This window comes from Bradyrhizobium sp. CCBAU 11357 (genome assembly GCF_028128865.1).
In the GTDB taxonomy this organism is placed as follows: Bacteria; Pseudomonadota; Alphaproteobacteria; order Rhizobiales; family Xanthobacteraceae; genus Bradyrhizobium.
Window position 1 is genome coordinate 1 of sequence record NZ_LBJW01000094.1, and the last position, 17,299, is coordinate 17,299.

Below are 17,299 nucleotides of genomic sequence, written 5' to 3' on the forward strand. Positions count from 1 at the left end.
CCAAGGCGGTCCCGCTCGGCCTGGTCACGCGCCTGGAAGAGCTGCCCGCCGACAAGATCGAGTTCTCCAACGGCCGCTACATGGTGCAGTACCGCGAGCAGCTGATGCCGCTGGTCGCCATGGACGGCGTCACCATTGCGAGCCAGGGCGCCCAGCCGATCCTGGTGTTCGCCGACGACGGCCGCTCCATGGGCCTCGTCGTCGACGAGATCATCGACATCGTCGAGGAACGCCTCAACATCGAGGTCGGCGGCTCCTCCTCCGGCATTCTCGGCTCGGCCGTGATCAAGGGCCAGGCCACCGAGGTGATCGACGTCGGCCACTTCCTGCCGATGGCGTTCGCCGACTGGTTCACCCGCAAGGAGATGAAGCCGTCGCTGCATTCGCAGTCGGTGCTGCTGGTCGACGACTCAGCGTTCTTCCGCAACATGCTGGCGCCGGTGCTGAAGGCCGCCGGCTACCGCGTCCGCACCGCGCCGACCGCGCAGGAGGGCTTAGCTGCCCTGCGCGCGCAAAACTTCGACGTGATCCTGACCGACATCGAGATGCCCGACATGAACGGGTTCGAGTTCGCGGAAGTCGTCCGCTCCGACAACAACCTCGCCGCGACGCCGATCATCGGCCTCTCTGCGCTGGTGTCGCCGGCGGCGATCGAGCGCGGCCGGCAGGCCGGCTTCCACGACTACGTCGCCAAGTTCGACCGTCCCGGTCTGATCGCGGCGCTGAAGGAGCAGACCGCGGGCGCCGCCGGCGCCTCCGAGCTGAGCCGGGCCGCGGCGTAAGCAGGACAGGGATCAGGAGAAATCGAGATGAGCAAGAAGACCCAGTCCGCTGAAGGCGCCATGGTCGAGTACGTCACCGCGATGATCGGCGGCCAGCTGTTCGGCCTGCCGATCTCCCGCGTCCAGGACGTGTTCATGCCCGAGCGCGTCACCCGCGTTCCCCTGTCCTCGCGCGAGATCTCGGGCGTGTTGAACCTGCGCGGCCGCATCGTCACCGTGGTCGACATGCGCGCCCGTCTCGGCCTGCCCAGGGACGAGGACGGCAAGACCCCCATGGCGGTCGGCGTCGATCTGCGCGGCGAATCCTATGGCCTCCTGATCGACCAGATCGGCGAGGTGCTGCGCCTGTCCGAGGACGGCAAGGAAGAGAACCCCGTCAACCTCGACCCCCGCATGGCCAAGCTCGCCGGCGGCGTCCACCGCCTCGACGGCCAGCTCATGGTCGTGCTCGACGTCGACCGCGTCCTCGAGCTCGCGCCCGAGATGATGGCAGCCTGATACGGCGGCACTGCCGCCGGCGGGCTCGCAATTGGAAGTATCCCCGCAAAGGGGAGGAAGCAGAGGTTCACATGCGAACGTGTCTCGTCGTTGATGATTCCAGCGTCATCCGCAAGGTTGCGCGCCGGATCCTGGAGGGGCTCGACTTCCAGATCCTCGAAGCCGAGGACGGTGAGAAGGCGCTGGAGGCCTGCAAGCGCGGCCTGCCCGATGCGGTGCTGCTCGACTGGAACATGCCGGTCATGGATGGCTACGAGTTCCTCGGCCATCTCCGCCGCATGCCCGGCGGCGACCAGCCGAAGGTGGTGTTCTGCACCACCGAGAACGACGTCGCGCATATCGCGCGCGCGCTGCACGCCGGCGCCAACGAGTACATCATGAAGCCCTTCGACAAGGACATCGTGACGGCGAAATTCCAGGAAGTCGGCCTGATCTGAGCGACCGCCCGGAGGCTGAACGGATCCTTCGGCGATTGTTTCCAACTGAACCGTTTCAGTCTGAGTTGGTGAGTAATGAGTGTTGCGTTCGCAGGTAATTCGACTACGAGCCCGTCGCGCGAAGCCGGACCTTTGCGGGTAATGATCGTCGACGACTCCGTCGTCATCCGCGGTCTGATCTCGCGCTGGATCGGTACCGAGCACGACATGGAGGTCGCGGGGTCGCTGCGCACCGGGCTCGAGGCGGTCAACCAGCTCGATCGCATCAATCCCGATGTTGCCGTGCTCGACATCGAAATGCCCGAGCTCGATGGCCTTTCGGCGCTGCCGCAACTGCTCGCCAAGAAGCGCGATCTCGTCATCATCATGGCTTCGACGCTGACCCGCCGCAACGCGGAGATCAGCTTCAAGGCGTTGTCGCTCGGCGCGGCCGATTACATTCCCAAGCCGGAATCGACGCGTGAGGCGTCGGCCGCAGACATTTTCCATCACGACCTGATCCAGAAGATCCGCCATCTCGGCGCGCGGCTGCGTCGCAAGTCTGCGGTTGCGAGCCCGCCGCTGGCGCCCGCGAGCCCGGCTCCCGTCGCGCGCGGTCCTGTCGCGCGGCCTGCCGCGCCTGCGCCCGCTCCGGCCGTGCACGCCCCGTCGTCAGGATCGCTCGCGACACGTCCGTTCTCGACCCAGGCGCCGAAGGTGCTGCTGATCGGCTCCTCGACCGGCGGTCCTCAGGCGCTGATGGCGCTCGTCACCGAGCTCGGCCCCGTGATCGATCGCTTCCCGGTGCTGATCACCCAGCACATGCCACCGACCTTCACCACCATCCTCGCCGAGCATCTGGGGCGCACGAGCCGCCGGCCGGCGGCCGAGGCGGTCGACGGTGAGCCGGTGAAGCCGGGACGGATTTACCTTGCTCCGGGCGGCAAGCACATGCGTGTCGCGCGCAGCGGCGCTGACCCGGTGATCGCGCTCGACGACGGCCCCCCCGTGAATTTCTGCAAGCCTGCGGTCGATCCGCTCTTCACCTCCGCCATCGACGTCTGGCACGGCAACATCCTCTCCGTGATCCTGACCGGCATGGGCTCGGACGGGATGCGCGGCGGCAAGGACATCGTCGCGGCCGGCGGCAGCGTGATCGCGCAGGACGAAGCCTCCAGCGTGGTCTGGGGCATGCCGGGCGCGGCGGCCAATGCCGGCATCTGCGCGGCGATCCTGCCGCTCAACCAGATCGGCGCCAAGGTCAACCGCCTGTTCGCGGGAGACCGCTCGTGACACCCGCAGATTACGACTATCTGCGCAAGTTCCTGAAAGAGCGCTCCGGTCTCGATCTCTCCGCCGACAAGCAATATCTGGTCGAGAGCCGGCTGCTGCCGCTCGCCCGCAAGGCAAGCCTTCCCGGCATCCCCGATCTCGTTCTGAAGATCAGGAACGGCGACGGCCGGCTTGCGACCGACGTGGTCGAAGCGATGACCACCAACGAGACGTTCTTCTACCGGGACAAGATTCCGTTCGATCATTTGCGCGACACCATCCTGCCGGGCCTGATCCAGGCGCGCGCGGCGCGCAAGTCACTTCGCATCTGGTCAGCGGCCTCCTCGACCGGGCAGGAGCCCTATTCGATCGCAATGTGCATGAAGGAGATGGGCTCAGCTCTCGCCGGCTGGCGCATCGAGATCGTCGCCACCGACCTGTCGCAGGAGGTGCTGGAGAAATCCAAGGCCGGGCTCTACAGCCAGTTCGAGGTGCAGCGCGGCCTGCCGATCCAGCATCTGGTGAAATACTTCACGCAAGTGGGCGAGCTCTGGCAGCTCAACGCCGACATTCGTGCCATGGTGCAGTTCCGCCAGCTCAATCTGCTGCAGGACTTCTCCCATCTCGGCGCCTTCGACGTGATCTTCTGCCGCAACGTGCTGATCTATTTCGACCAGGACACCAAGGCGGTGATTTTCGAGCGCATGGCGAAGGCAATGGAGGCGGACGGCACGCTGCTGCTTGGCGCCGCCGAATCCGTCGTCGGCATCACCGACGCGTTCCGCCCGGTCGCCGATCGCCGCGGTCTCTATCAGCTCAACCCCGCGCGTTCCGGCCGTCCGATGGGCGGATTGATGCCGCAGCCGCTGAAGCTCGCCGCGGCGAGGTGAGCTCTCCGTCATTCCGGGGCGGCGCGTCAGCGCCGAGCCCGGAATCCATAACCACAGGCGGTCGTAACAGGCATGCGGTTAGACGAGGGCCATTCCATCCGCCTGTGGTTATGGATTCTCTGATGCGCAACTGCGCATCATAGCTCGCGACTTCGTCGCGCCCCGGAATGACATTACAAAATCGCATGCGGCAGAAACCGCGAGCGGTTGCCCGTGATCGGGCTTTCGTCCTCGCGGATCGACAGCCCACAGGGCTCGTGGTTCACCAGCCAGCTTCCGATCACCGGATAAAAGCCCGAAAAGTTCGGCAGCGGTGACAAGGCCTGGCGTACGAAACCTTCGGCGCCGTAGGGCCCTGCCTGCTCGTCGAGCGGCATGCCGCCGGACACCAGCGTGACATTGGCGCCTTCGCGCGACAGCAGCGGCTTGCGCACATAGGACGTGCCGAGCTCGGCGGCGCGCGGATCGTCTTCGAAGAAGGCCGGCAGCAGATTGGGATGGTTCGGAAACATCTCCCAGAGCAGCGGCAAGATGCCCTTGTTGGAGAGCACCGCCTTCCACGGCGGCTCGATCCAGCGTGTCGGCGCATCCTTCAGCTTGGCGCCGAAGGCGTCCTGGAACATCCATTCCCAGGGATAGAGCTTGAAGGCGAGCGCGATATCGTTCTCGTCGAGATCGACGAAGCCGCCGGCCTCGTCGCGCCAGCCGACCTGCTCGATGTCGAGCACCGTGGTCGAGAGTCCGGCCTGGCGCGCGGTGTCTTCGAGATAAGCGAGCGTGCCGGCGTCTTCCTCGTTGCCGGTGATCCCGGTGAGATGAACGCGACGGCCGCTGGCGATCTCCTTCCATGCTGCAATCAGCCGCTCATGGATGGAGTTGAACTGATCGGCGCGCGAGGGGACGACGCGGCGTTCGATCGCCTGTTCGAGCCAGGTCCATTGGAACACCGCGGCCTCGAAGATCGAGGTCGGCGTGTCCGCATTGTATTCGAGCAGCTTTGCCGGCGACTTGCCGTCGAACCTCAGATCGAGCCGGCCGTAGAGGCTGCGGTCGTCGCGCTTCCAGCTCTCGGCGATCAGGCTCCAGAACGCTTCCGGAATCTTCAATCGCTGCAAGAAGCGCTCGTCGCCGATGACGCGGCCGGCAAGATCGAGGCACATCGCGTCGATCTCGCCGGTCGGCGTCTCGATGCCGCGCTCGATCTCGTCCAGCGTGAAGCCGTAATAGGCGCGCTCGTCCCAATAGCGCTCGCCGTCGATGGTGTGGAAGACGAAGCCGCATTGCGCCGCGGTCTCTCGCCAGTCGTCGCGCTCCAAGCAAGTGATGCGTTGCATGGTCAACCCCCGCCGGAGAAGCCATGGCCGAACGAGCCGAAGCCGCCACGGCTCACGCTGCTGTGGCCGGAATCCGACGACGTGCCCGACGAGGAATGGCTCGATGAATCGCTCTCGAAGAAGCTCGATCGCGACGACCAGCGCGAGCTGCTGCCGCCCGACGAACTGCTGCTGCTGCTGCTGGTGGTGCAAGTCGTGGTCGTCTGCCCCGGCGCGGCGCCGGGGGAGGGCTCGCAGGTCTGCCGCGGCATCAAGGTGTAGGCGGTGGTGCCGACGGCAATCGTGCCCATCACCAGCAGCGCGACGTGGCCGGAGCGCTTCACCGGCGGCCGCGAGGGCGGCGGCTCGGCCACCGGCCGGCGCTTGCCGAATTCCTTCTTGGCGGGTTTGTCGGCCATGTCAGTAGATCATGCTGGCGGCGTTGAGCAGCCCCGCGGCGAGCGAGGACAGGCCGAGCCAGATCGCCGGGGCAAGCTCGCCGGCGGAGATCCGCTCCGAGAGGTTGGGGACCGGGACCTTGATGAGGAAGAACACGATGACCTGCACGATCAGCGCGATCGTCGCCCAGACCAGGCAGTCCAGCACGTTCGCCGAATGCGCGATGGCGCTGACCAGCGGCGCCACGAAGCCGAGCAGGCTGAGGCCGAGCGCAATCGCCGCAGCCGGCTCGTTGTCGCGGATGAGCTGGAACTCGTTATGGGCCGTGATGCGGGTATAGACGAACAGATAGGCCACGATCGCGATCAGCCCGGTGCAGAAATAGACCAGGAAGGCGGGCAGGCCGGCGAGTGATTGCAGGATCATCATTCCCCCATCGTGCAGCGACCATTCGTCGGCAGGGGAAGGCTAGTGGTTCAAACGTTAAGCTTCCAATGAAGCGTCCCCCCAAAAACGAAAACCCCGCCATTTGCGGCGGGGTCCAGGCTGGGAGGAGCGAGCCTGACTGGGCTCGCGACGTAATCCCTAAGATCAGGCGGGGATGCGCTCGTCGGCCTCGTGCGGCTCCCGCAGCACGTAGCCGCGGCCCCAGACGGTCTCGATGAAGTTGCGGCCCTCGGAGGCGTTGGCGAGCTTCTTGCGGAGCTTACAGATGAAGACGTCGATGATCTTCAGCTCGGGCTCGTCCATGCCGCCATAGAGATGGTTGAGGAACATTTCCTTGGTGAGGGTCGTGCCCTTGCGCAAGCTGAGCAGCTCCAGCATCTGATATTCCTTGCCGGTCAGATGCACGCGCTGGCCGCCGACTTCCACCGTCTTGGTGTCGAGGTTGACGACGAGGTCGCCGGTCTGGATGACCGACTGGGCATGGCCCTTGGAGCGGCGCACGATCGCGTGGATGCGGGCCACCAGCTCGTCCTTGTGGAAGGGCTTGGTCATGTAGTCGTCGGCGCCGACGCCGAGACCCTTGACCTTGTCCTCGATGCCGGCGAGGCCGGAGAGGATCAGAATCGGTGTCTTGATCTTGGAGACCCGGAGCTGCTTGAGCACGTCGTAGCCGGACATGTCGGGCAGGTTGAGGTCGAGGAGAATAATGTCGTAATCGTATAGTTTACCGAGATCGACGCCTTCTTCCCCCAAATCGGTCGTGTAGACGTTGAAGCTCTCCGACTTCAGCATCAGCTCGATCGACTGCGCGACGGCGCTGTCATCTTCAATCAGCAAAACGCGCATGCCAGTTCCCCATAGTCGCCGCTCCTGGGCGTCAGGTCGGCCGCATTCGCGGCACTCAACAAAACGCCTTTGAACAACTGATTCGGATCCTGACAACAGATGGTTAACAAAGTCTGATTCTGGAACGCAAGTCCCCCCGGTGCAATTTTTGTCGAATCGCCCTAAGGTCTTGCGGGAGAAGCAGCTTTCGTTACCCGATTCCGTTCAAGCTCCACTTTAAGAGACGGGCCTAACCGACTCCCGCGACTCAGCCTTCTTCTGAAGGGGAGTCACGCTCAGTCTCAAAGACAGTGACGCAATGATTAATGATGCGGGTAAACACGAAGTTAAGCGCCGTTCAGAAATATGGCGAAACTTAAGGTTTCCACCGTGATGTCCCGGGATCACCAAAGGCGACCATCTCATGAAGCCCCTCATATGAAGGCGCGCTGCCGATGAAGGCCCTCCTATGAAGGCGCTTGCCGAACAGATCGGCGACATCGACGGCATCAACATCTATGGCCGCGTCGTCGGCGTTCGCGGTCTGATGGTCGAGGTGGCCGGCCCGATTCACGCGATGTCGGTCGGCGCGCGGCTCGTGATCGAGACCGGCGCCAACCGCACCATTCCCTGCGAGGTGATCGGCTTCTCCGGCAACAATGCCGTGGTGATGCCGTTCGCAGGCCTCGAGGGCGTGCGCCGCGGCTGCAAGGCGGTGATCGCCAACGCCGCCAACCAGGTGCGGCCGTCCGCGGCCTGGCTCGGCCGCGTCGTCAACGCGCTGGGCGAGCCGATCGACGGCAAGGGGCCGCTGCCGCAGGGCTCTTCGCCGATGCCGTTCCGCAATACGCCGCCGCCCGCACATTCGCGCAAGCGTGTCGGCAGCCCGCTCGATCTCGGCGTGCGCGCCATGAACACCTTTCTCACCTGCTGCCGCGGTCAGCGCATGGGCATCTTCGCAGGTTCCGGCGTCGGCAAGTCGGTGCTGCTGTCGATGCTGGCGCGCAACGTCGATGCCGATATCAGCGTCATCGGGCTGATCGGCGAACGCGGCCGCGAGGTGCAGGAATTCCTGCAGGACGATCTCGGCGAGGAGGGCCTCGCGCGCTCGGTCGTGGTGGTCGCGACCTCCGACGAGCCGGCGCTGATGCGCCGCCAGGCGGCGTATCTCACGCTCGCGGTCGCCGAGTACTTTCGCGACGAGGACAAGGACGTGCTCTGCCTGATGGACTCGGTGACGCGCTTTGCCATGGCTCAGCGCGAGATCGGCCTGTCCGCCGGCGAGCCGCCGACGGCCAAGGGCTACACGCCGACCGTCTTCACCGAGTTGCCGAAGCTCTTGGAGCGTGCCGGGCCGGGACTGGGCGAGGGCGCCATCACCGCGATCTTCACGGTGCTGGTCGACGGCGACGACCATAACGAGCCGATTGCCGATGCCGTGCGCGGCATCCTCGACGGCCATATCGTGATGCAGCGCTCGATCGCCGAGCGCGGCCGTTACCCCGCGATCAACATCCTCAAATCCGTCTCGCGCACCATGCCGAAATCGGCCGATCCGCAGTTCTGGCCCGTCATCCTGCGGGCGCGCCAGGTGATGGCGACCTATGCCGACATGGAGGAATTGATCCGTCTCGGCGCCTACCGCGCCGGCTCCAGTCCCGAGGTCGACGAGGCGATCCGCCTGAATGAGCCGCTGGAAGCCTTCCTGCGACAGCGCAAGGACGAAAGGGCATCACTCGCGGAGGGCTATCGCCAATTGGCCCAAATCCTCGGCAATTTGGAAACGGAACGCTAACTTTGTCCGGTCATCATCCGATCCCACAGAGTAGCAGAGCCGGTCTGGGCCCCCTTCGGGCCCGTGGGGTGACCGGTATCGTCCCACGTGCAGCGGGGGGACTTCTGGGGAGTACGAGTCGATGAAGTCACGAGATACCCTCATCCGCCTGAAGAAATTTCAGGTCGACGAGAAGCGCCGCCGGGTCACCCAGATCGAGACCATGATCGCCGACTTCCAGCGCATGTCGGTCGATCTCGAACGCGAGATCCAGACCGAGCAGGAGCGCGCCGGGATCAACGATCCCTCGCATTTCGCCTACCCGACCTACGCCAAAGCCGCGATCCAGCGCCGCGAGAACCTGACCCGTTCGGCCGACGAGCTCAGGGGCCAGCTCGAGGAAGCCAAGGCCGCACTGGCCGAGGCCTTCGAGGAGCTGAAAAAGGTCGAGCTGCTCGACGAGCGCGACCAGGCCCGCGAGCGCGCCGAGGAGAACGCCCGCGAGCAGGCCGACCTCGACAGCATCGGCCTGATGCGTGCCCGCATCGGCGCCGTCGCCTGAGCCGCTAGCGCCAGACCATCCAGAAATTCCAGAACCCGGACCCGCAAGGTCCGGGTTTTCGCATGTGCTGTCCACAGTGTGGCGCCGCGCCCCTTGGTGGTCGGCTTGGCCGCGCGCTATGGTAGCGGCAATGAATGCTGTGCCAGCGACGGCGGTGCCACCTCTCCCTTGGGAGAGGTCGGCGCGGGAGCGCCGGGTGAGGGGTAACGGTCTCCCGTTAGCCCTGCGCCCCCTCACCCGATTTGCTGCGCAAATCGACCTCTGCCCGTCGGGGAGAGGTGGAGCGACGGGCCGCGTTTCAGGGGGCTGAATGCTAACGCCAGCAGAGCTGGTCGGGTTGATCGAGGCGGTGGCAAAGGGCGATCAGGCCGCGTTCGAGCGCCTCTACGCCGCCACGCGCGCGAAACTCTATGGCGTCGTGCTCCGTATCTTGCGCAGGCAGGATCTCGCGGAGGAGGTCATTCAGGAGACTTACGTCAAGATCTGGAACAGCGCCGGCCAGTTCAATCCGGCCCTGTCGTCGCCGATCACGTGGATGGCCTCGATCGCGCGCAACCGCGCGATCGACATCGTGCGGAAAAAATCGGAAACGTCCATCGAGGAAGAGCCTCAGGCGATGGAGGTTGCGGCCGAAAGTCCCGATCCGCTGGCGCGCCGCGAGATGACCGAGGAGCTGAAGCGGCTCCTGGAATGCGTCGGCCGGCTCGAGCCGGACCGCCAGAGGCTCGTGCTGCTCGCCTATTACAACGGCTGGAGCCGCGAGCAATTGGCGGAGAAATTCGCCGCGCCCGTCAACACGGTGAAGACGTGGCTGCGGCGCAGCATGCTGGATATCCGGGAGTGCCTCGGACTTTAGAGGATGATGAGAGTGGTACGAACCAGCGCGGCAACGGCAGTCGACCTCTCCCCGTTGGGGAGAGGTCGGCGCGTAGCGCCGGGTGAGGGGCCGCAGATCTCCCGAGAGACCGTAACCCCTCACCCGGACCGCATCTTGCGATGCGCTCCGACCTCTCCCTTCGGGAGAGGTGAAGGAATGTGATGGCCTATACGGAGGACCATATCGCGCTCGCCGCGGAATACGCGCTCGGTACGCTCGGCGCCGACGAGCGCGCGCAGGTCGAGACCATGATGGCGGTGGACCCGGCGTTCGCCGAAATCGTGCAGGCCTGGGCCTATCGGCTCGGCGTGCTCAACCAGATGGTCGGCTCGGTCGAGCCGCGTCCGATCGTGTGGGAGAACATCAGGGCGGAGATCGCGCGCACGGCCGCCGCGCAGGAGCAGCCCGCGCGCGTCGAGGCTTCGCCGCCGCTGCCGCCGCCACCTGTGCCCGACTCGTTCTCGCTGGGACCTGCGGAGCCTCCGTCCGAGAGCTCGCAGCCGCTGGAGACGCTGCATCCCGAAGCCGGGCCAATCGAGGCGCCGCATCCCGAGCCTGATGCGCTTCCGGACATCGCGCCGCAATTCATCCCGCAAGTCCATGCTCCGGATGCCAACGTCGTCCGCGCGCCGCAGGCGCCGGTGGTCGACGACGGCAATGTAATTCGCCTCGAGGGTCGGGTGAAGCGCTGGCGCAACGTCGCATCCGCAATCGGCGCGCTCGCGGCCGCGCTGCTCGTGACACTGTCGCTGCAGATCTTCCTGCCCGAGGCGCTGCCGGGTGCCTTGCGTCCCGCGCCGCGCATCCAGACGGTCGAGGTGAAGACGCCGGCGGCGCCGCTCGCCGCCTCCGCGCAATATGTCGCGCTGCTGCAGGGCCAGGGCGGTGGTCCGGCCTTTATCATGACGATCGACGGCGCGACGCGGAATTTCACCGTGCGGAAGGTCGGCGCGACACCGGAGCCGGGCAAGAGCTTCGAGCTCTGGCTGATCTCGGACAAGCTGCCGCGCCCGCGCTCGCTCGGCGTGATCGGCGCCAGCGATTTCACCGCGCGTCCGCTGCTCGCCTCCTACGATAGCGAGGTCGTCAACGGTGCGACCTACGCCGTCACCGTCGAGCAGGCCGGCGGCTCGCCGAACGGCCAGCCGACCTCCGCGCCGGTGTTTTCCGGCAAGCTGATCGAGACGGTGCCGCCGGCGCCCGCGCAAAAATAGCTGCCACGGCCATTGTCGCCACGGTCCGTCCCGCCGTCGCATCCCGACAAGTGCCCCCGAATCCGCCTCCGATTTGAACCTCCGCTCGGTCCGCGGCGTCAAATTCCCGGAATTTGAACGCGGTGATGCCGGAAAGGGCGAGAAAATCAGATGGATGCAGCGAGAACGCCGGGCATCTTCGTTCACCAATATAGCGGCCTTCCGCACGGTGCGGCCTTCGAACATTGGCGCGAGCGGGCCGTTGGTCGCTGCGGCCTCGATATCGGGCCGAGCCATGGCGACAGCATCGATTGCCGGCTGCAGATCAGCGTCGTCGACAACATCGCGCTCGCCATTCCGGAAGGCGCCTCGGCGCAATATTCCCGCACACAGAGCCACCTTGCCGACGGCAGCGACGATCTCGTGCTGATTTCGGCCCATGCGGGGCTCGTCCGCGTCGGGCAGAACGGCCACACCGTCGAGCTCGCGCCCGCCCAGATGGTGCTGGTCGACATGAGCGTGACCGGGACCGTCGGCCATACCGAGGCAGACCGCTTCACCACCATTCGCATGCCGCGCCGTGCGTTGCTCGACATCAGTCCGCGCGCCGAGGACAAGCTCGCGCAGGTGCTCATCGACGGCGCGGTCGCCGAGACCATCTTCCGCTACCACGCGCTCGCCGCCAATCACGCGCCGCATCTCGATGCGGTCGGCCAGCGCCTGACCGCGCAGCACATGGTCGATCTCGTCGGTCTCCTGCTCGGCACCGATGCCGAGCACGCAAGCCGCGCCCGCGGCCGCGGGCAGGCGGCGGCCCGCCTCGATCTCATGCGCGCCGACGTGATGGCCGCGCTCGGCCGCAACGATCTCTGCCTCGCAGAAGTTGCGACGCGCTCTGGCTTGAGCCCGCGCCAGGCCCAGCGCCTGTTCGAGCAGGCCGGCACGACCTTCACCGAATTCGTGCTGGAGCAGCGCCTGCTTCAGGCGCGCAAGCTGCTCGGCGACCCCCGCGCCAGGATGCGCAAGATCAGCGACATCGCGCATTCCTCCGGCTTCTCCGATCTGTCCTATTTCAACCGCGCCTTCCGCAAGCGTTTTGGCGCGACGCCGTCGGAGCTGCGCGAGGCGTAAATCGCAGGTCTGTACGATGGTCGTCATTGCGAGCGCAGCGAAGCAATCCAGTCTGCCGCCGCGGGAAGATTCTGGATTGCTTCGCGAAGCCTGTCATCGGGCCGCGCTTCGCGCGGACCCGTTGGCTCGCAATGACGGTGTATGTCGCACCAGGTAGTCCTCAAGCTGCGCTTCGGTTGCAGGGCACGCCTTCGCATTCCCGCAGCGCGTTTCGCCCGAGGCTTGCTGTTTCGTTCGCACCCATGGAAGCCAAAGTTCGTAGGATGGGTTGAGCTCGTGCGAAACCCATGGTCTCGTTCGGCCGAAACGATGGGTATCGCTTCGCTCCACCCATCCTACGGCCGCGCTGGGCAAGGTGTTGAATTGCGATTTTGTGCAGCGGCGCTGTCGCTGCCGCATTTGTTCGACGCCGGCTGTTGAGCTAGTCTATCTCTGCGGGCAGGCCGCAGGTTTTCTCGGGAAAGTGAAGTAGGCGGAGATGGCGCGTATCGTCGTGCTCGGCGCCGGGTTTGCGGGCTTGTGGGCGGCCATCGGCGCTGCGCGCAAGCGCGAGGAGATCGGCGCAAGCGAGCGCGACATCGAGATCCACCTCGTCGACCGCAATCCCTTTCACAACATCCGCGTGCGCAATTACGAAGCCGATCTGGCCGAGGTCGCGCTTCCGCTTCCGCAATTGCTCGATCCGATCGGTGTCAGCCACGGTCTCGGCGAGATCGAGGCCATCGATCCGGCCCGGCGCGAAATCTCGCTCGTCACCAGCGCCGGCGAGGAGACGCTGCACTATGATCGCCTCGTGCTGGCGCTGGGCAGCGAGGTGATGCGCCCCGACATTCCAGGCCTTGCCGCGCACGCCTTCGACGTCGACACCTATGCCGCGGCGCTCCGCCTCGAAGATCATCTGGTTTCGCTTGGACGCAGCGTGCCGGCGCCGGGGCGCTCGACCGTGGTGGTGGTCGGCGCCGGCTTCACCGGCATCGAGGTCGCGGCCGAAATGCCGGCGCGGCTCGCGCATGCGGGTATCAGCGGCAGCCGCCGCATCATCCTGGTCGATCCCAATCCGAGCGTCGGTGCCAGCATCGGCGCGCATGCGCGTCCCGTCATCGAGACGGCGCTGGCTTCGCTCGACGTCGAGACGCGGCTTGGCGTGCGTGTCGCCTCGATCGAGGCCGCGGGCATGCGCCTGACCTCGGGCGAGTTCATTCCGGCGCAGACGGTGATCTGGTGCGCGGGCATGCGGGCAAGCCCTTTGGCGGCGAGCTTTCCGGGCGGGCGCGATCGCCTCGGGCGCCTCCTCGTCGATCCCTTGATGCGGGTTGCGGATGTCGGCGGCGTGTTCGCGGCCGGCGATGTCGCCTCGAGCGTGATCGACGGGCTGCATCCGACCGTCATGTCCTGTCAGTTCGCCCGTCCCATGGGCCGCTTCGCCGGCCACAACGTCGTCGCCGATCTCGTCGGCCTGCCCATGCTGCCGCTGCGGATCGACTGCTACGTCACCGTGCTCGACCTCGGCGGCTGGGGCGCGCTTTACACCGAAGGGTGGGATCGCGAGGTCCGCGCCACCGGTGCGGCCGCAAAGGCGACCAAAGAGACCATCAACCGCAAGCGCATCTATCCGCCGCTGACCGGCAGCAAGGACGAGCTGTTCGCCGCGGCCGCGCCGACCGTGCAGGCGCCGCCGCCGACTTATGGGGCGCGATAGTTGCCAAAGATTTGGTGTCATCGCCCGCGAAGGCGGGCGATCCAGTATTCCAGAGACAATAGGGGGATATGGAGGGGCCGCGGCGTACTGGATTCCCCGCCTTCGCGGGGAATGACAGCAGAATTTGTGGGACCGCCGTCGCTACGCCCGTCAGCAAAAACACCCCAGACATGGGAAAGCGCCCGTGGGGGGCGGGCGCTTTCTGTAGTCGACTTGGGGTTGGGGTCGTCTACATATCCACGTGGCGACTTTGGGGGGCTGGTAAAGAGCCGCGTGAATTCACAAAACTCGTCAGATCTCCTTAGCGAACGAGGGACGCGTTCGAACTGGTGACAACGACCGGCTTCCCGGCCTTGATGACGCGGGCGGTCTGGGTCAGGCCTTCATCCGAACCCGAGCGTGCCGTGATGCCGAGGCCTGCCAACGCGATCCCTGCGACGAGGGCGACGACCACAACTTTCAAGTGGGTCGCGCGATCTGCGCTGTAGATCGAGTGGTTCACGGAAGCCTCCTGCCGCCATCTACCCGAAGTAGTCGCCGGCCGCTTCAGGCAGGTTCATACTTCCGGTGCCCAACAACCTAGTATTGGGTGGATTCGTTCCCAAGAGGCCATCACAAGAGCGTGATAGGACGTGAAAGATCGCGATCAAGAGCGACCTTTGATCGCTCTTTTATATAATTATTTCAAAGATGTAATGTGCCTGTGGCCGGACTTTTGGGTGCTTGGTCGACAAAGCGCCAGGAACTCAAAAACCATTTGCCTGTGACTGAAAAACACACGGCTTCTTAAGGCAAATCAGATGCTTCCGACCGTTTTCAGTCTCGCCCTGGGGTGGATTTCGGCCTGCGACAGCACGGTGGTCTGGGCCCGGAACCGTTCCACCAGGGACCGCACGAAGGGCCGGATGGAAGCGGAGGTGACCAGCACGGGCGCCTCGCCCTCGCGGGCGGCGCGCTCGAAGGCCTCGCGCACGGCGGTCATGAATTCCGACAGCTTCGAGGGCTGCATCGCGAGGCTGCGCTCCTCGCCCTGGCCGATGATGGACTCGGCAAAGGCCTGCTCCCATTTCGCCGACAACGCGATCAGCGGCAGATAGCCGGCGTAGGAGGTGTTCTGCGCACAGATCTGCCGCGCCAGCCGCGCGCGGACGTGCTCGACCATAGTTGCGGGATTGCGCGAGAAAGCTAGCGAATCCGCGATGCCTTCGAGGATGGTCGAGAGGTCGCGGATCGAGATGCGCTCGGCGAGCAGCAGCTGCAGCACGCGCTGGATGCCGGAGACCGTGACCTGGCCGGGGACGATGTCCTTGACCAGCTCGCTCTGCTCCTTCGGCAGCTCCTTGAGCAGCTTCTGCACCTCGCCGTAGGACAGCAGGTCCGACATGTTGGCCTTGAGCAGCTCGGTGAGATGGGTCGACAGCACGGTCGCGGCGTCGACGACGGTGTACCCCTTGAGCGAGGCCTCCTCCTTGAGGCTGGCATCGACCCAGGTCGCCGGCAGGCCGAAGGTCGGCTCGGTGGTGTGAATGCCGGGCACCTGCACCTGGCTGCCGCCGGGGTCCATGACCATGAACTGGTTCGGCCAGATCTTGCCGGTGCCGGCGTCGACCTCCTTGATCTTGATGATGTAGGTGTTGGCCTCGAGCTGGACGTTGTCGAGGATGCGCACCGCCGGCATCACAAAGCCCATCTCGATCGCGAGCGAGCGGCGCAGCGCCTTGATCTGCTCGGTGAGGCGGTCGGTGCCGTCGGGCCCGTTGACCAGCGGCAGCAGCGCATAGCCTAGCTCGATCTTGAGGTCGTCGATCTTGAGCGCGGCCGAGATCGGCTCTTCCGCCGCGGCCGCGCCCGGCGCACCCGGCGTTCCCGGAGCGGGCGCGGCTTGGGCGGCCGCCTCGGCCTTGGCCGTCACCCGGTTGCGGTTGCGGGCGTTCCAGGCCAGCGCGCCGGCGCCGGCGCCGAGCGCGAGGAAGGGAATGGTGGGAATGCCCGGCAGCGCCGCCAGCACCAGCATCACCGCCGAGGACATCGCCAGCGCCTGCGGATAGCCGGAGAACTGCTTCATCAGCGCCTTGTCGGCGGCGCCGGAGACGCCGGCCTTGGAGACGAGCAGGCCGGCCGCGGTGGAGACGATCAGCGCCGGCACCTGGGTGACGAGGCCGTCGCCGACGGTCAGCAGCGTGTAGGTGCGGCCGGCGTCGGCGAAGGACATGCCCTGCTGCGCGACGCCGATGATCATGCCGCCGACGACGTTGATGAAGACGATCAGGAGGCCGGCGATGGCGTCGCCGCGGACGAACTTGGAGGCACCGTCCATGGCGCCGAAGAAGCCGCTTTCGTCTTCCAGCTCCTTGCGCCGCTCCTTGGCGACCTTCTCGTCGATCAGGCCGGCGGAGAGGTCGGCGTCGATCGCCATCTGCTTGCCGGGCATGGCGTCGAGGTGGAAGCGCGCGGCGACTTCGGCGATGCGGCCCGAACCCTTGGTGATGACGACGAAGTTGACGATGATCAGGATGGCGAAGACGATGATGCCGATGACGAAATTGCCGCCCATCACGAAATTGCCGAAGGCCTCGATGACGTGACCGGCCGCAGCCGTGCCCTCGTGCCCGTGCGACAGGATCAGGCGGGTCGAGGCCATGTTGAGCGACAGGCGCAGCATGGTCGAGATCAGGAGGATGGTCGGGAAGGCCGAGAATTCGAGCGGGGCCTGGATGAACAGCGACGTCATCAGGATCAGGATCGACAGCGTGATCGAGATCGCCAGGAACAGGTCGAGCACGATCGCGGGCAGGGGCAGGATCAGCACCACCAGGATGGTGAGGATGCCGAGCGCCAGCGCGATGTCGCCGCGCTTGAGGACGGTGACGATGTCGTTGAGGGAGGGGATGCCGGGCTTGGCGTTGCCTACGCCCTGTCCCGCGGTGACGTCGACCATGGTAGCTGCCTCCCCGCGCGACTGCCGTCCGCGCGCCCCAAACGTCTGCGCGGCGGCCGAAGGGCCGCCGTTCCGAAAGTGAGGCACCGCACTGGCGTCCACGGGGTTCCTCCCGTTCTACGCGGCCGACGACACTCGACTTCACCCGGCAATTTTTGCCCGGTGTATGGTTAGCAAAGGGTTAACGACAGGGGTGGGAAGGGGTGGACCGGGGTGTTTCGGGGGCCGGTTGGTGTCATTCCGGGGCGATGCGGAGCATCGAGCCCGGAATCCATCGGGCCGC

The 17,299-nt window shown here is 65.7% G+C and carries 17 protein-coding genes; 11 read left to right on the top strand and 6 right to left on the bottom strand.

The window, feature by feature from the left end:
* The 5 genes from XI05_RS13585 to XI05_RS13605 form a co-directional block, all read left to right on the top strand.
* A partial coding sequence (locus XI05_RS13585; RefSeq protein ID WP_271501756.1) for a response regulator occupies nt 1-782 on the top strand: 782 nt, incomplete at its 5' end.
* 27 nt (nt 783-809) lie between these two features.
* Nucleotides 810-1,280 (top strand): chemotaxis protein CheW, encoded by a 471-nt coding sequence (locus tag XI05_RS13590; RefSeq protein ID WP_271502264.1) that lies wholly within the window; start codon nt 810-812, stop codon nt 1,278-1,280.
* A gap of 71 nt (nt 1,281-1,351) precedes the next feature.
* Nucleotides 1,352-1,717, top strand: a complete 366-nt coding sequence (locus tag XI05_RS13595) for a response regulator (protein ID WP_007600538.1) — start codon at nt 1,352-1,354, stop codon at nt 1,715-1,717.
* A gap of 75 nt (nt 1,718-1,792) precedes the next feature.
* The gene (locus XI05_RS13600) at nt 1,793-2,989 is read left to right on the top strand and encodes a protein-glutamate methylesterase/protein-glutamine glutaminase (protein ID WP_271502268.1); all 1,197 of its coding nucleotides are present in this window, start codon (nt 1,793-1,795) and stop codon (nt 2,987-2,989) included.
* The gene (locus XI05_RS13605) at nt 2,986-3,858 is read left to right on the top strand and encodes a CheR family methyltransferase (protein WP_271502270.1); all 873 of its coding nucleotides are present in this window, start codon (nt 2,986-2,988) and stop codon (nt 3,856-3,858) included. Before XI05_RS13600 ends, XI05_RS13605 begins: the two co-directional genes overlap by 4 nt.
* Before the next feature lie 173 nt (nt 3,859-4,031).
* On the opposite strand, the gene XI05_RS13610 is transcribed toward XI05_RS13605, so the two are convergent.
* From XI05_RS13610 to ctrA, 4 genes are all read right to left on the bottom strand, one after another.
* The gene (locus XI05_RS13610) at nt 4,032-5,192 is read right to left on the bottom strand and encodes a glutathionylspermidine synthase family protein (RefSeq protein WP_271502272.1); all 1,161 of its coding nucleotides are present in this window, start codon (nt 5,190-5,192) and stop codon (nt 4,032-4,034) included.
* 2 nt (nt 5,193-5,194) lie between these two features.
* Nucleotides 5,195-5,590, bottom strand: coding sequence for a hypothetical protein (locus tag XI05_RS13615; protein ID WP_271502274.1), 396 nt, complete (start codon nt 5,588-5,590; stop codon nt 5,195-5,197).
* A 1-nt stretch (nt 5,591) separates the two neighbouring features.
* The gene (locus XI05_RS13620) at nt 5,592-5,996 is read right to left on the bottom strand and encodes a DUF350 domain-containing protein (protein WP_271502471.1); all 405 of its coding nucleotides are present in this window, start codon (nt 5,994-5,996) and stop codon (nt 5,592-5,594) included.
* A 165-nt stretch (nt 5,997-6,161) separates the two neighbouring features.
* Nucleotides 6,162-6,863: a response regulator transcription factor CtrA gene (gene ctrA / locus XI05_RS13625; RefSeq protein ID WP_016848562.1), complete on the bottom strand. Its 702-nt coding sequence runs from the start codon at nt 6,861-6,863 to the stop codon at nt 6,162-6,164.
* A gap of 448 nt (nt 6,864-7,311) precedes the next feature.
* On the opposite strand from ctrA, the gene fliI reads away from it, so the two are divergent.
* The 6 genes from fliI (at nt 7,312) to XI05_RS13655 (ending at nt 14,078) form a co-directional block, all read left to right on the top strand.
* The gene (gene fliI, locus XI05_RS13630) at nt 7,312-8,637 is read left to right on the top strand and encodes a flagellar protein export ATPase FliI (protein ID WP_271502277.1); all 1,326 of its coding nucleotides are present in this window, start codon (nt 7,312-7,314) and stop codon (nt 8,635-8,637) included.
* 121 nt (nt 8,638-8,758) lie between these two features.
* Complete coding sequence (fliJ, locus tag XI05_RS13635) at nt 8,759-9,178, top strand: flagellar export protein FliJ (protein WP_172789638.1); 420 nt, start codon at nt 8,759-8,761, stop codon at nt 9,176-9,178.
* Nucleotides 9,179-9,488: 310 nt separating this feature from the next.
* Nucleotides 9,489-10,034, top strand: a complete 546-nt coding sequence (locus tag XI05_RS13640; protein WP_271502279.1) for a sigma-70 family RNA polymerase sigma factor — start codon at nt 9,489-9,491, stop codon at nt 10,032-10,034.
* Between the two features lie 182 nt (nt 10,035-10,216).
* Nucleotides 10,217-11,269, top strand: coding sequence for an anti-sigma factor (locus XI05_RS13645; RefSeq protein WP_271502282.1), 1,053 nt, complete (start codon nt 10,217-10,219; stop codon nt 11,267-11,269).
* A gap of 150 nt (nt 11,270-11,419) precedes the next feature.
* Entirely contained in the window at nt 11,420-12,379 is a 960-nt protein-coding gene (locus tag XI05_RS13650; protein ID WP_271502285.1) for a helix-turn-helix transcriptional regulator, read from the top strand.
* A gap of 478 nt (nt 12,380-12,857) precedes the next feature.
* A complete protein-coding gene (locus tag XI05_RS13655; RefSeq protein WP_271502288.1) occupies nt 12,858-14,078 on the top strand; it encodes an NAD(P)/FAD-dependent oxidoreductase in 1,221 nt (406 codons plus the stop codon).
* 301 nt (nt 14,079-14,379) lie between these two features.
* On the opposite strand, the gene XI05_RS13660 is transcribed toward XI05_RS13655, so the two are convergent.
* On the bottom strand, nt 14,380-14,580 hold the full coding sequence (locus tag XI05_RS13660) for a hypothetical protein (RefSeq protein ID WP_172789643.1): 201 nt from the start codon (nt 14,578-14,580) through the stop codon (nt 14,380-14,382).
* Between the two features lie 294 nt (nt 14,581-14,874).
* Nucleotides 14,875-17,016 carry a flagellar biosynthesis protein FlhA gene (gene flhA, locus XI05_RS13665; protein ID WP_271502290.1) on the bottom strand — a complete coding sequence of 714 codons (2,142 nt, stop codon included), beginning with the start codon at nt 17,014-17,016 and terminating at the stop codon, nt 14,875-14,877.
* Nucleotides 17,017-17,299 lie beyond the last annotated feature (283 nt).